Origin of the sequence: Sodalis sp. RH24 (assembly GCF_047324145.1) — a bacterium.
Classification (GTDB): domain Bacteria; phylum Pseudomonadota; class Gammaproteobacteria; order Enterobacterales; family Enterobacteriaceae; genus Acerihabitans.
In genome coordinates this window covers 2167966-2180777 of the sequence record NZ_CP178729.1, presented here as the reverse complement: position 1 = coordinate 2180777, position 12812 = coordinate 2167966, and the positions used below count along the sequence as shown (strand labels likewise).

The window sequence follows — 12812 nt, the reverse complement described above, 5'->3', positions numbered from 1 at the left end:
GAGACCCTAATAAATTTGGTTTATACCAAGCTTATCAACCGTTCGAGTTCTAATCGGCTGGTTTGCTTGGTATCAATTTTGATATAGGCGCTCCGTTCTTCCGCCACCACCACCACCTCGGTAACCCCAGGCTGCGCTTTCAGTCTTTCCGCCAGCGCGCCATCCTTAACCGCCAGTTCCGACAAGGTAATGCGCAGGCTGCTGACATAAGGCGGTTCCTTAAGCGAAATGCTGATAACCCACCACATCGCCGCCAGCGCCGCGCCAAAGGTAAATACCAGCCACGCCCCATGCCATTGATACAATAATCCCCCCAGGCTGCCGCCGGCCGCCACGCCAAGAAACTGGCTGGTGGAATAGACCCCCATGGCGGTGCCCTTGTAACCCGCCGGCGCTTCTTTACTGATAAGCGAGGGCAGGATGGCCTCCATCACATTAAACGCCAGAAAAAAAATCTGGATGCCGGCAAATATCGTCCACAAATGCTGCCCCGCGGCCAGCAGCACGATTTCCGCCAGCAGCAACAGGGTAATGCAGATCATAAATACCCGCTTCATCCGCCGCTTAACCTCGGCGTAGATGATAAATGGCACTACCGCGGCAAAGGATACCAGCATGGTAATAAGATAGACTTTCCAATGATCGGCGGGCGCCAGGCCGGCCTTGGCCATCATCGGCGGCAGGGCGACGAAACTCGACATCAGCAGCGCATGCAGGCAAAAAATGCCGATATTGAGCTTAACCAGCTGGCCGTTGGCCAGCACCTTGCTAAAGCTTCCTCTGACGATGCCGGACTCGCGGTTAAGCATATGGCTATCCGCCGCCGGTACGATGGCCAGGGTGATGATGATGCCCGCCAGCGCCAGCAGGGCGATACCCCAAAACAGCGCATGCAGGCCCAGGGCATGGGTTATTATCGGCCCCAGCACCATGGCGATGGCAAAGGTGACGCCGAAGCTGACGCCGATAAATGCCATGGCTTTGGTGCGGTTCTGCTCGCGGGTTAAATCGGACAGCAGCGCCATAACGGCGGCGGCGATGGCCCCCGATCCCTGCAGCGCACGCCCTAAAATGACGCCCCAGATCGAATCGGTGAGGGCGGCGATAACGCTGCCCAGGGCAAACACCAGCAGCCCGCCGATAATCAGCGGCTTGCGGCCGACCCGGTCGGAGATCAGGCCGAAAGGTACCTGGAATAGCGCCTGCGCCAGGCCATAGATGCCGATGGCCAGCCCAATCAGGGCTTCGCTGGCGCCTTGTAATGCCATACCGTAAGTGGTCAGTACCGGTAGCACCATAAACATGCCCAGCATGCGTAACGAGAACACCGTACCCAAGCCCCAGGTGGCGCGCAGTTCGCTGCCGGTCATTTTAGTATCGTTCATTACTACCTCAAGAGAGCTACCCACATCATTTTAATGCGCCGTGCGAACCGGGTAAACGGAACGTCTTTTAACAGATGTAACAGATGGCGGCGAAAGGGTGTCGATGGCGGGGCAGGGGGCTGGCAAAACCGGGGCTTTGCCAGCCATAGGTCAATGCGGATTTTACCAGACGTACGATAACAGGCTGTTGCTGGCCGGGACCATAAAGTCCACGGACATCATCACGCTCAATGAGGTGATCGCCACGATGGAGAAAATAAACAGCTTGCGCGCCCAGACCTTGTCGTCGTTGGCCGATTTATAGCCCTGCAACGCCATGCCCAGCCACCAGACGCTGACCGCGGCCGCGACGATAAAATATTTATAGCCGGCGTAACCGCCCAGGGTCAGCATCAGCGTCGCCACCATAAACCCGATAATATACAGGGTAATATGGTTTTTGGTCACCGATATGCCGCGTTTTACCGGCAGCACCGGGATTGACGCCGCCTGGTAGTCCTTGAAACGGTAAATGGCGATGGCGTAAGAATGCGGCATTTGCCAGAGACTGAAAATCAGCAGCAGAATCAACGCGCCCATATCGAACCGGCCGCTGACGGCGCAGTAGCCGATAACCGGCGGCGCCGCGCCGGACAAACTGCCGATAAGGGTGCCATAAACTGACTTGCGCTTCATATACAGGCTATAAACGCCCACATAGACAATAAAGCCCGCCACCGCCAGCCACATGGCCAGCGGGTTGGCCGCCACGTACAGCAGCACAAAACCGGCGATACCCAACACAGTCGCGTAAACCAGGGTCACTTGCGGGGAGATAAGTCCTTTCACCAGGACCCGGTTCTTGGTCCTTTCCATTTTTTTATCAATGTCCCGGTCGATAAAGTTGTTGAAAACACAACCCGAGGCGACCACCAGCGAGACACCGATTAAGGTGGCGAAAAATAAGGCATGGTCAATTTGGCCTTTGGAGGCCAGCAAAAATCCGCCGATGACAGAAATTAAATTACCGAAAATAATTCCTGGTTTTGTTACTTGCAGGTATTGCTTAATCATCAGGATTACGCTCGGTTAATGGCTCATCAGGTTGTAGTTCAGATGCAGCATGACCCACAGGGAACCGACAACCAGAATGGCGATGATGAGTACGGCGAAGACCAGCGCCACCACGTTCCACCGCTGCTCGGAGGAGCGATCCAGATGCAGGAAATACACCAGGTGGACCATGATCTGCACCACGGCGCACAGCGCCAGGACGGCAATCAGCGTGGTCTTGGTCGCCGAGCCGTTCATCACCATGACAAAAGGAATGACGGTCAGGATGATCGACAGGACAAAACCGATGAGATACGACTTCAGGCTGCCGTGGCTGGCGCCGCCGTGCCCGGTTGTTGCATGACTACTCATTACATGGCCCCCATCAAGTACACCACGGTAAAGACGCATATCCAGATTACGTCAAGGAAATGCCAGAACAGGCTCAGGCACATCAACCGGGTCTGGTTGGTGGCGGTGAGGCCGCGTTTCGCCACCTGTACCATCATTACCGCCATCCAGATCAGTCCCGAGGTCACGTGCAGACCGTGCGTCGCCACCAGGGTAAAGAACCCCGAGAGGAAGCCGCTGCGGTCCGGGCCGTTGCCTTCGGCAATCAGGTGATGGAATTCATACAGTTCCATGCCGATAAACGCCAATCCGAACAGGAACGTCAGGCCCAGCCAAGCGTTGACCCGGCTTTTATTGCCTTTGTTCATGGCAAGTATCGCCATGCCGTAGGTAATGCTGCTGAACAGCAGGCAGAAGGTTTCCACCAGCACAAACGGCAGTTCAAAGATTTCCTTACCCGACGGACCGCCCGCGGTGCTGTTGACCAGTACGGCATAGGTGGCGAACAGCGTGGCGAATAAAATACAGTCGCTCATCAGGTAAATCCAGAAGCCGAAGACCTTGATCGCCCCGGCGTCGTGGTGCCCATGACCGGCATGGGCGTCTACGTGATCGTGATTATGTAAGATCTCAGTTGACATTATTCAGGCCCGCTTCGCTGATTTGTTCAAAATGACGGTTTTCGATGCGTTCCACTTCCGCGACGGGCACGTAGTAGTCCACGTCTTCCTTGAAGCTGTGCACAATCCAGGTCACGATCATGCCGGCGAAGCCGATAATCGCCAGCCACCAGATATGCCAGATCATGGCAAACCCGAAGAACAGGCTGAACGCCGCGATCACCACGCCCGCGCCGGTGTTTTTCGGCATATGGATCGGCTCGTAGGACGCCGGTTTCTGGTAAGCGGTGCCGTCTTCCTTCATCTGCCAGAAGGCGTCGCGGTGATCCTGGACATCCGGCACCACGGCAAAGTTATAGAACGGCGGCGGCGAGGAGGTGGACCATTCCAGGGTACGTCCGCCCCACGGGTCGCCGGTCAAATCGCGGTTCTGATCGCGCTGGATAACGCTCAACACAATCTGGATGACCTGGCACAGGATACCGAGCGCGATTAACGCCGCCCCGCCGGCGGCAACCAGCAGCAAAGCATGGAACTGCGGATCAATCTGCTGGCTCAGACGACGGGTCATGCCCATGAAGCCCAGGGCGTACAGCGGCATAAAGGCGACATAGAAACCGACGATCCAAAACCAGAACGCGCGTTTACCCCATTTTTCATTCAGGGTGTAGCCGAAGGCCTTCGGCCACCAGTAGGTCATGCCGGCAAAGCAGCCGAACACCACGCCGCCGATGATGACGTTATGAAAGTGGGCAATCAGGAACAGGCTGTTGTGCAGCACGAAGTCGGCGCCCGGCACCGCCAGCAGCACCCCGGTCATGCCGCCGATGGAGAAGGTGATGATAAAGCCGACGGTCCAGAGCATGGCCGAGTTAAAGACGATACGGCCCTGGTACATGGTAAACAGCCAGTTGAAGATTTTAACCCCGGTCGGAATGGCGATAATCATCGTCATGATGCCGAAGAAGGCGTTGACGTTGGCCCCGGAGCCCATGGTGAAGAAGTGATGCAGCCACACGCAGAACGACAGGATGGTAATGGCGATGGTGGCCCATACCAGGGACGTATACCCGAACAGCCGCTTCTTGGAGAAGGTGGCCACCACTTCCGAGAACACGCCGAACACCGGCAGCACCAGGATATACACTTCCGGATGGCCCCAGGCCCAGAACAGGTTGACATACATCATCATGTTGCCCCCCATGTCGTTGGTAAAGAAATGGGTGCCGAGGTAGCGGTCCAGGGTCAGCAGCACGATGGTCACGGTCAGGATCGGGAAGGCGGCGATGATCAGCACGTTGGTGCACAACGAGGCCCAGGTAAAGACCGGCATTTTCATCATCGGCATGTTCGGCGCGCGCATCCGCATGATGGTGGCGAAGAAGTTAACGCCGGTGAGGGTGGTGCCGATACCGGCTATCTGGATACTCCAGATCCAGTAGTCGACCCCGACGCCGGGACTGTACTCCTTGCCGGCCAGCGGCGGATAGGCGACCCAGCCGGTCTGGGCGAATTCGCCGATGCCCAGCGAGACGTTAATCAAGATCACGCCCACCACGAAGAACCAGAAGCTCAGTGAGTTCAGGAACGGGAAGGCCACGTCGCGCGCGCCGATTTGCAGCGGCACCGCCAGGTTCATCAGCCCGACCACGAACGGGGTGGCCATGAAGATGATCATGATGACGCCGTGGGCGGTCACCACCTGGTCGTAATGGTGCGGCGGCAGGAAGCCGGCCTCGCCGGCCGAGGCCAGCGCCTGCTGCGAACGCATCATGATGGCGTCGGCGAAGCCGCGCAGCAGCATGACGAACGCCACGATCATATACATGACGCCGATTTTTTTATGATCGACGGTGGTGAACCACTCTTTCCAGAGATATTCCCATTTACCGAAATACGTAATGCCTGCCACCAGCGCCGCGCCGATGACGATAATGGCGGCGACGGTGATCATAATGATCGGTTCGTGGTACGGAACCGAATCCAGCGTTAATTTTCCCAACATCGTAGTTATTCCTCGGTTCCCGCGTGAGAGTGCTCACTCATGCTCATGTCCATGTCCTTGTCCTGGGTCATGTCCATGCTCTTGCCCTTGCCCATGAATTTATCAATCACCGCATGGTACAAGTCAGGCTTAACGCTGGAGAAATACTCAACCGGATTGAATTCGCTGGGCGCGGCCAACTGTTCGTAGGCATCCATGGTGGTGAGCGTTTCCGGCGAGGCTTTAACTTTGGCCACCCAATCATCAAACCCTTGCTGGTCCGGCGTGGCAATGGCCTTGAATTTCATGCCGGAGAACCCCCTGCCGCTGAAGTTCGACGAGATGCCGTCATAGGAGCCGGATTCGTTGGCAATCAGATGCAGCGTGGCGTTCATGCCCGCCATGGCGTAGATCTGGCCGCCCAGGCGCGGGATAAAGAACGAATTCATCACCGAGTTGGAGGTGATTTCGAACCTGACCGGCACGTTGGTGGGGAAGGCTATCTGGTTGACGGTGGCGATGCCCTGCTCAGGATAAATGAACAGCCACTTCCAGTCCATGGCGACCACCTGGATGGTGATGGGCTTGGCGTCGGAGGCAATCGGCTTGCTGGGGTCCAGCGCATGGGTTGATTTCCAGGTAAGGAGCGCCAGGAAAATAATGATCAGGATCGGGACAGTCCACACCACCAGTTCCACTTTGCTGGAGTGGGACCAGTTGGGGCTGTACGTCGCCTGGGTATTGGACGCGCGATATTTGATGGCAAAAACCACTGCCATGACGATTGCAGGTACAACCACTAATAACATCAGCCCAAGGGCGGTGAGTATGAGTGAACGTTGCTCCAGTCCAATCTGTCCTTTGGGATTCATTAACGCCATATCGCAACCGCTCAGCAGGGCGGAGGCGCAAAACAATGACAGAATCCCTAAACTTTTATTGTATTTCCTGAGTCTCATCTAACGACCTCAATAAAAAAAGGGCTTTAATGTCGTTTCTTGTGTGTGGGCATTTTACGGGAAGGTTGCAGTACTGTAAACACGCTTAAGCTTTTGTCAGAAACATGTTTCCGCTTTTTGCAAATGAAATCTTTGGCAACCGAAATTATAACAAAACATGAATATCCACAAAGGCTTAGAGAGAAATAAACCAAACCGCCGCTTTATCCGCCTTAGAAAGAATAACACCGCAGTTTTAGTATCATTGCATTAACAATGCAGTAGCATTTTTAGACAAATAAACTACAAGCCGGCAAATATGACCGCTTGAAAATAGTAGATTGACTAAATTGTCACATTACTGGCATAAAAAAATATCGTATTCCGATACAAAAAATATGTCCCCGCTATCCGGGCTATTTTTTCGCCAGTTATTGCGTCGGCAACACAACGCTTATTTTTTAATCGACTCAAACGGCGTTTTTGGCGCGCCGCATTGATATAAAATCGCACCAGCACCCGCTTAGTATACCCAAAGCCAGCAACATCGCCCCTGATTCCCACAAAAAACCTGTAATGGACCCGGACGCCAGCCATCCCAGGGCCTGCAGCGCCAGCAGCAGCAGGCTTATGGCCAGCAGCGCCGCGCCCAGCATCAGCAGCCGCAGCGCCCAGCGATAGGGACCGATAAAACCGTCGCGCCGCAGGAAACTGTCGGTTTCCTGGGTAAACCGCAGGGTTTCACGGCATAACAGCAGCAGGAGCAGGCCGGGAAACGCGGCGATGATGGAAAAGACATAGAACCAGGCCCAGCCATGGAGCTCCACGAACCAGCCGGCGATGGGGCCGACATAGACCCGGCCCACCGCCGACAGCGCGGACAGCAGGGCAAACTGCGTGGCGGAAAAGGACTTGTTGCATAAAGTCATCAACAACGCCACGAAGGCTGCGGTTCCCATGCCGCCGCAAAGATTCTCGACAAAAATGGCCGCGCCCATGGTCAGGATATGCCGATCCGTAACCGCCAGCAGCCAGTAACCGGCGTTGGAGACCGCCTGCAGCAGGCCGAACAGCATCAGGGCGCGAAACAGCGACAGGCGCTGCATCAGCAGGCCGCCTGCCAGGGTGCCCACCACGGTGGCCAGCAGGCCGAGGGTTTTGTTGACCACCCCCACTTCCCCGGCGGCAAAACCGACGCCGCGAATAAGGAACGTGGTGCTAAGGCTGCCGGCAAAGGCGTCGCCAAGCTTATAAAAGACAATCAGCATCAGGATAAGCCACGCGTTATTGCGGCCGAAAAAATCCTTCAGCGGCGCCACCACCGCTTGTTCAAGGGTCGGCGGCGCGGGAACCGCGTCGTCCGGCTCCGGCGCCAGCAGGGCGACGATCACGCCGATCAGCATCAGTCCGGCCATCAGCCAGTAGGTGGCCTGCCAGCCCAGCAGCCGATCTGCCAGCCACAGGGCCAGCCCGCCGGATACCAGCATGCCGACGCGATAGCCCAGCACCGACACCGCCGCGCCGGTGCCGCGATCCTGCGGCGCCAGGAGATCGGTTTTATAGGCATCGAACACGATATCCTGCGAGGCGGAGCAAAACGCCACCCATACCGCCAGCAGGGCCATTAGCATCAGATCGCGCGACGGATCCCGGGTGCCCATGGCGATAAGACCGGCCATCAGCAACAGCTGGGTTATCACCAGCCAGCCGCGCCGCCGGCCCAGCAGCGGCGGCTGGTATCTGTCCATCAGCGGCGACCAGAGAAACTTAAACACGTACGCCTGCCCCACCAGCGAAAAGAATCCGATGGTCTTTAAATCGACATCGGCCACCGTCATCCAGGCCTGGAGCGTGCCTGATGTGAGCGCGAGCGGCAGCCCCGAGGCGAAGCCCAGGCACAATAACATGAGGGATCGCGGCTGGGCGAGGGTGGCGAGGCTGAGCTGGTGATTAGGCATGGGCGGCTTTCTGCTGTCTCATTGGCGTTGCGGGACCGGCGGCTGCCCGCCTGAACGCGGGCAGGATAAGGCAAAAATTACTGGGCGTTTTGTTTAATAAAGTTGGTGATACTGGTGTCCTGCGCCATATCGCTGATGACATCCCCCAGCACGCTGTTCACCGCATTGGTGATTTTTTGATTGCTGGCGACAAACGCGCCCTGGACATTGTAGGTGGACTGGTAATGTTTTATCTGTTTATTGCCGTTTTTCGCCTGGGCAATTATCGAGATATCCGCGCTGGTGGTGATGTTATAGCGCACATTGCCTTGGGATACATCCGCATACAGTTTGTTGACGATAATTTGCAGGTCGACGCCGCCGTTCGGTCCAACCATATAGCCGCGGGCGGTCATCTGTTTTTCCAGCACTTCCTGCAGCAGGAAGCGCAGGTCGCGCGACGGGGTGAGGACGACCAGTTCGCCGTCGCGGTTCACCTTGGCTAGCGCCTGGTCGGTGCGCTGATCGGCGCCGTTGACGCTGACGGTGGCGCCGCGAATCATCGGATCCTGTTGCGGCAACTCGATTTTAGGCGTGATGTCGAGGGTGTTGCTCTTGCCGGCGCAGCCGGCGAGCAACAGCGCGGCCAATAAGGGGAAAAACAATTTTTTAAGCATAATCGCCTTCTCAATCATTAAGATGCATTAGGGGTGAGAGATATTGCTCTCATCATATCATCGCCACTGGCCGGGGGAAGATCTGAATCACGCTAAATTGCGTCATGTCCGATTTTCCCGCTGTGGGCGGGGGCTCGGCAAAAAATGTCTTTTTAACCGTTTCGTCACTCCATATACTGTTAAACCAGGCTGAAGTTTCGGCTTTTTAAGACAAAAATTTATGATAATAGTGCTATGAGTTAATAAAAAGTCAGCTAAAGTTTAATTGACAGTGCAGGGCACGCGGCCTACGCAGTAAGGAGAATGAAATGTTTCGCGAGCAGATTGAAGCAAAAATAAGGGCGGCGTTTGATCCGATTTTCCTGGAAGTCGTGGATGAGAGCTACCGGCATAATGTGCCGGCGGGTGCGGAAAGCCATTTTAAAGTGATCGTGGTGAGCGAAAACTTTACTGGCGAGCGCATCTTAACCCGCCATCGTTCCCTGTATGCCGTGTTGGCGGAAGAACTGGCCGGCCCGGTTCATGCGCTTGCGCTGCATGCCTATACCCTGAAAGAGTGGACCAGCCTGCAGAACGCGGTTCCCGCGTCGCCGCCGTGCCGGGGCACCCGGCTTATCGCCTGAACTGATTACCTTTTATTTGCGTCCGCCGTTGGCGGGCATCCTCTCCCTCAAACACGCCGTGATTCGCTGCGGTGTCGGCGGGCCTGGCATGCCGTGGGGCACTCGGTCGGGCGGGAACACCACGCCCGATTCGACCCCATCGGCATGCTCTCCCTTGAACACGCCGTGATTCGCTGCGGTGTCGGCGGGCCTAGCATGCCGTGGGGCACTCGGTCGGGCGGGAACACCACGCCCGATTCGACCCCATCGGCATGCTCTCCCTCAAACACGCCGTGATTCGCTGCGGTGTTGGCGGGCCTGGCATGCCGTGGGGCGCTCGGTCGGGCGGGATAACACGCCCGATTCGACCCCATTGGCACGGTCTCCCTTAACACGTCTGCTTTGAGCGCGGTGTTGGCGGGCATACCGCGCCATGGGGCGCTCGGTCGGGCGGGAACACCACGCCCGATTCGACCCCATTGGCACGGTCTCCCTTGAACACGTCTGCTTTAGGAACGGTGTTGGCGGGCATACCGCGCCATGGGGCACTCGGTCGGGCGGGAACACCACGCCCGATTCGACCCCATCGGCATGCTCTCCCTTAAACACGGCGTGATTCGCTGCGGTGTCGGCGGGCCTGGCATGCCGCGACGCCCGGTTTTTTTGAATTTTGTGCGCCATGGCGCTCTGTATGCGGCAATTTTCGCACTGTTCTCGACTCATAAACTCTATGCCGCTATAATGCCGCGTCTTATATTTCCGGAATGTATTCGGGATGCTTCTGACGACGACGGGGAACAGGTATCTGTTCACTCAGACCTCCCGGTTCTCAGAGGCCATTTTCACGTCAGTGGACCTGGATGACCGCTTCTTTGAAAACGGCTTCTGGCGTTGACCGAGCACTGTGATTTTTTGAGGTAACAAGATGCAAGTTTCTGTTGAGACCACTGAAGGCCTGGGGCGTCGTGTAACAATTACCGTTGCCGCCGACAGCATAGAGCAAGCGGTAAAAAGCGAATTGGTGAATGTCGCCAAGAAGGTTCGCATCGACGGCTTCCGTAAAGGTAAAGTCCCCATGAACATCGTTGCGCAGCGTTACGGCATGTCGGTACGTCAGGACGTACTCGGCGATGTTATGCAGCGCAACTTCGTCGACGCCATTATCCAGGAAAAGATCAATCCGGTTGGCGCGCCCAGCTATATACCCGGCGAGTACAAGGCCGGCGAAGATTTCACCTTCAGCGTAGAGTTTGAAGTCTATCCGGAAGTGGAGCTGAAAGGCCTGGACGCCATTGAAGTCGAAAAGCCGATCGTGGAAGTTAACGACGCCGACGTCGACCAGATGCTGGAAACCCTGCGCAAGCAGCAGGCGGATTGGAAAGAAAGCGATGCCGCCGCAACAGCGGAAGATCGCGTCACCGTTGATTTCTCCGGTACCATCGACGGTGAAGAATTCGACGGCGGCAAGGCCAGCGATTTCGTCCTGGCAATGGGACAGGGCCGCATGATTCCCGGCTTTGAAGAGGGCGTTGTCGGCCATAAAGCCGGCGAGTCTTTTGATATCGACGTCAATTTCCCGGAAGATTACCACGCGGAAAATCTGAAAGGCAAAGCGGCCAAATTCTCGATAGTGTTGAAAAAAGTCGAAGTGCGCGAGTTGCCTGAACTGACCGAAGAGTTTATTAAACGTTTCGGCGTGGCCGACGGTTCCATCGAAGGCCTGCGCGCGGAAGTGCGCAAGAACATGGAACGCGAACTGAAAAACGCCGTGCGCAACCGCGTGAAGAACCAGGTGATCGACGGCCTGATCAACGCTAACGAAATCGATGTGCCGGCCAAGCTTATCGACGGCGAAATCGACGTGCTGCGCCGCCAGGCGGCACAGCGCTTCGGCGGTAATGAAAAGCAGGCGCTGGAGCTGCCGCGCGAATTGTTCGAAGAACAGGCGAAACGCCGCGTGCGCGTAGGCTTGCTGTTGGGCGAGGTTATCCAGACCAATGAGCTGAAGGCGGACGATTCACGGGTGAAAACCCTGATAGAGGAAATGGCCTCCGCTTATGAAGACCCGCGCGAAGTGATTGAGTTTTACGCGAAGAATCAGGAAATGATGAATAATATGCGTAACGTCGCTTTGGAAGAACAGGCGGTTGAAGCCCTGCTGGCCAAGGCCAAAGTGGTTGAAAAACCCACCACGTTCACCGAGCTGATGAATCAGCCGACCGCGGCCTGATAAACGACCGGCCAAACGTGTTCCCGGCCGGTCGATGTGTTTGTCATTAAAAGCCCGCCATCAACCGATGGCGGGCTTTTTGTTGGTTTGTGCTTCACGATGATAACATTCAGTAATTAACGCTATATTAAAAGAGGATGCGATGCTAAAACTGGATTGGCGCCGCGCCGCGCCGGCAAGACAATAACGAAAACCGTTAAAGAAAATGCGGCGGGCGCTTGAAAAGGGACGTTTCATACCCCAATTAGCTATATAGATGGGATTATAAAGCCCAGACAATGATACGTCCCTGGCTGATTACATCCGTCCGACACCAAGGCGGCCCGACGGCTTGAGCATGGCGATCGCGCTTCATCTCAAGTAGAATCGGAAAATATAAAGACGCCGAGCGAATTTTATCTAGGAGACGATAATGTCATACAGTGGCGAAATAGAACAACAAGCACCCCATATGGCCCTGGTGCCGATGGTGGTTGAGCAGACTTCACGCGGTGAACGTTCATACGATATCTTTTCCCGCCTGCTGAAAGAACGCATCATTTTCATGACCGGCCAGGTTGAAGATCATATGGCCAATCTGATCGTGGCGCAGATGCTGTTCCTGGAAGCGGAAAACCCGGAAAAAGACATTTATCTGTATATCAATTCACCGGGCGGCGTGATTACCGCCGGCATGTCGATTTACGATACCATGCAGTTTATCAAACCGGACGTCAGCACGTTCTGTATGGGACAGGCCGCGTCCATGGGCGCGTTTTTGCTGACCGCGGGCGCCAAGGGCAAACGTTTCTGCATGCCGAACTCGCGGGTGATGATCCATCAGCCGTTGGGCGGTTTCCAGGGCCAGGCCACGGATATCGAGATTCATGCCCGGGAGATCCTCAAGGTCAAGGCGCGCATGAACGAACTGATGGCCAAACATACCGGCCGCTCTCTTGAGTCGATAGAAAAAGATACGGAACGCGATCGTTTCCTCTCCGCCGAAGAGGCGGTAGACTACGGTTTGGTTGATTCCATATTAAGCAAACGCGATTTGACGGCGTAATTCTGAATACC

Annotated in this window: 11 protein-coding genes; 3 read left to right on the top strand and 8 right to left on the bottom strand. The window is 56.0% G+C overall.

All coding sequences use genetic code 11. The features are described 5' to 3' along the window. Window positions 1-20: 20 nt before the first annotated feature. The 8 genes from ACL2XG_RS10060 to ACL2XG_RS10025 all read right to left on the bottom strand — a co-directional run bounded on the left by ACL2XG_RS10060 (window position 21) and on the right by ACL2XG_RS10025 (window position 8924). On the bottom strand, window positions 21-1385 hold the full coding sequence (locus tag ACL2XG_RS10060; protein WP_413722256.1) for an MFS transporter: 1365 nt from the start codon (window positions 1383-1385) through the stop codon (window positions 21-23). A gap of 162 nt (window positions 1386-1547) precedes the next feature. Further along, complete coding sequence (gene cyoE, locus ACL2XG_RS10055; RefSeq protein WP_410016197.1) at window positions 1548-2438, bottom strand: heme o synthase; 891 nt, start codon at window positions 2436-2438, stop codon at window positions 1548-1550. A gap of 15 nt (window positions 2439-2453) precedes the next feature. Then, complete coding sequence (locus ACL2XG_RS10050) at window positions 2454-2789, bottom strand: cytochrome o ubiquinol oxidase subunit IV (protein ID WP_410016196.1); 336 nt, start codon at window positions 2787-2789, stop codon at window positions 2454-2456. After that, window positions 2789-3409, bottom strand: coding sequence for a cytochrome o ubiquinol oxidase subunit III (locus ACL2XG_RS10045; RefSeq protein ID WP_413722257.1), 621 nt, complete (start codon window positions 3407-3409; stop codon window positions 2789-2791). Before ACL2XG_RS10045 ends, ACL2XG_RS10050 begins: the two co-directional genes overlap by 1 nt. Further along, a complete protein-coding gene (cyoB, locus tag ACL2XG_RS10040; protein WP_410016194.1) occupies window positions 3399-5393 on the bottom strand; it encodes a cytochrome o ubiquinol oxidase subunit I in 1995 nt (664 codons plus the stop codon). The genes ACL2XG_RS10045 and cyoB overlap by 11 nt, the downstream gene beginning before the upstream one ends. Window positions 5394-5398: 5 nt before the next feature. Beyond that, window positions 5399-6331 (bottom strand): cytochrome o ubiquinol oxidase subunit II, encoded by a 933-nt coding sequence (cyoA, locus tag ACL2XG_RS10035; RefSeq protein ID WP_410016192.1) that lies wholly within the window; start codon window positions 6329-6331, stop codon window positions 5399-5401. Window positions 6332-6780: 449 nt separating this feature from the next. Next, entirely contained in the window at window positions 6781-8268 is a 1488-nt protein-coding gene (ampG, locus tag ACL2XG_RS10030) for a muropeptide MFS transporter AmpG (protein ID WP_410016191.1), read from the bottom strand. A 77-nt stretch (window positions 8269-8345) separates the two neighbouring features. Continuing rightward, on the bottom strand, window positions 8346-8924 hold the full coding sequence (locus ACL2XG_RS10025; protein ID WP_410016190.1) for a lipoprotein: 579 nt from the start codon (window positions 8922-8924) through the stop codon (window positions 8346-8348). Between the two features lie 308 nt (window positions 8925-9232). Here ACL2XG_RS10025 and bolA point away from each other — a divergent pair, with 308 nt between their 5' ends. The 3 genes from bolA to clpP all read left to right on the top strand — a co-directional run bounded on the left by bolA (window position 9233) and on the right by clpP (window position 12801). Continuing rightward, window positions 9233-9547, top strand: coding sequence for a transcriptional regulator BolA (gene bolA, locus ACL2XG_RS10020; RefSeq protein WP_410016189.1), 315 nt, complete (start codon window positions 9233-9235; stop codon window positions 9545-9547). A gap of 904 nt (window positions 9548-10451) precedes the next feature. Continuing rightward, window positions 10452-11756 carry a trigger factor gene (gene tig / locus ACL2XG_RS10015; RefSeq protein WP_410016188.1) on the top strand — a complete coding sequence of 435 codons (1305 nt, stop codon included), beginning with the start codon at window positions 10452-10454 and terminating at the stop codon, window positions 11754-11756. Between the two features lie 412 nt (window positions 11757-12168). Beyond that, entirely contained in the window at window positions 12169-12801 is a 633-nt protein-coding gene (gene clpP, locus ACL2XG_RS10010; RefSeq protein ID WP_413722258.1) for an ATP-dependent Clp endopeptidase proteolytic subunit ClpP, read from the top strand. Window positions 12802-12812 lie beyond the last annotated feature (11 nt).

Excerpts from the sequence above, each read along its gene's own strand:
- bolA (WP_410016189.1), top strand. The coding sequence starts at position 9,233 with ATGTTTCGCGAGCAGATTGAAGCAAAAATAAGGGCGGCGTTTGATCCG.
- ampG (WP_410016191.1), bottom strand. The coding sequence starts at position 8,268 with ATGCCTAATCACCAGCTCAGCCTCGCCACCCTCGCCCAGCCGCGATCC.
- cyoB (WP_410016194.1), bottom strand. The coding sequence starts at position 5,393 with ATGTTGGGAAAATTAACGCTGGATTCGGTTCCGTACCACGAACCGATC.
- ACL2XG_RS10050 (WP_410016196.1), bottom strand. The coding sequence starts at position 2,789 with ATGAGTAGTCATGCAACAACCGGGCACGGCGGCGCCAGCCACGGCAGC.
- ACL2XG_RS10025 (WP_410016190.1), bottom strand. The coding sequence starts at position 8,924 with ATGCTTAAAAAATTGTTTTTCCCCTTATTGGCCGCGCTGTTGCTCGCC.
- clpP (WP_413722258.1), top strand. The coding sequence starts at position 12,169 with ATGTCATACAGTGGCGAAATAGAACAACAAGCACCCCATATGGCCCTG.
- cyoA (WP_410016192.1), bottom strand. The coding sequence starts at position 6,331 with ATGAGACTCAGGAAATACAATAAAAGTTTAGGGATTCTGTCATTGTTT.
- ACL2XG_RS10045 (WP_413722257.1), bottom strand. The coding sequence starts at position 3,409 with ATGTCAACTGAGATCTTACATAATCACGATCACGTAGACGCCCATGCC.
- ACL2XG_RS10060 (WP_413722256.1), bottom strand. The coding sequence starts at position 1,385 with ATGAACGATACTAAAATGACCGGCAGCGAACTGCGCGCCACCTGGGGC.
- cyoE (WP_410016197.1), bottom strand. The coding sequence starts at position 2,438 with ATGATTAAGCAATACCTGCAAGTAACAAAACCAGGAATTATTTTCGGT.
- tig (WP_410016188.1), top strand. The coding sequence starts at position 10,452 with ATGCAAGTTTCTGTTGAGACCACTGAAGGCCTGGGGCGTCGTGTAACA.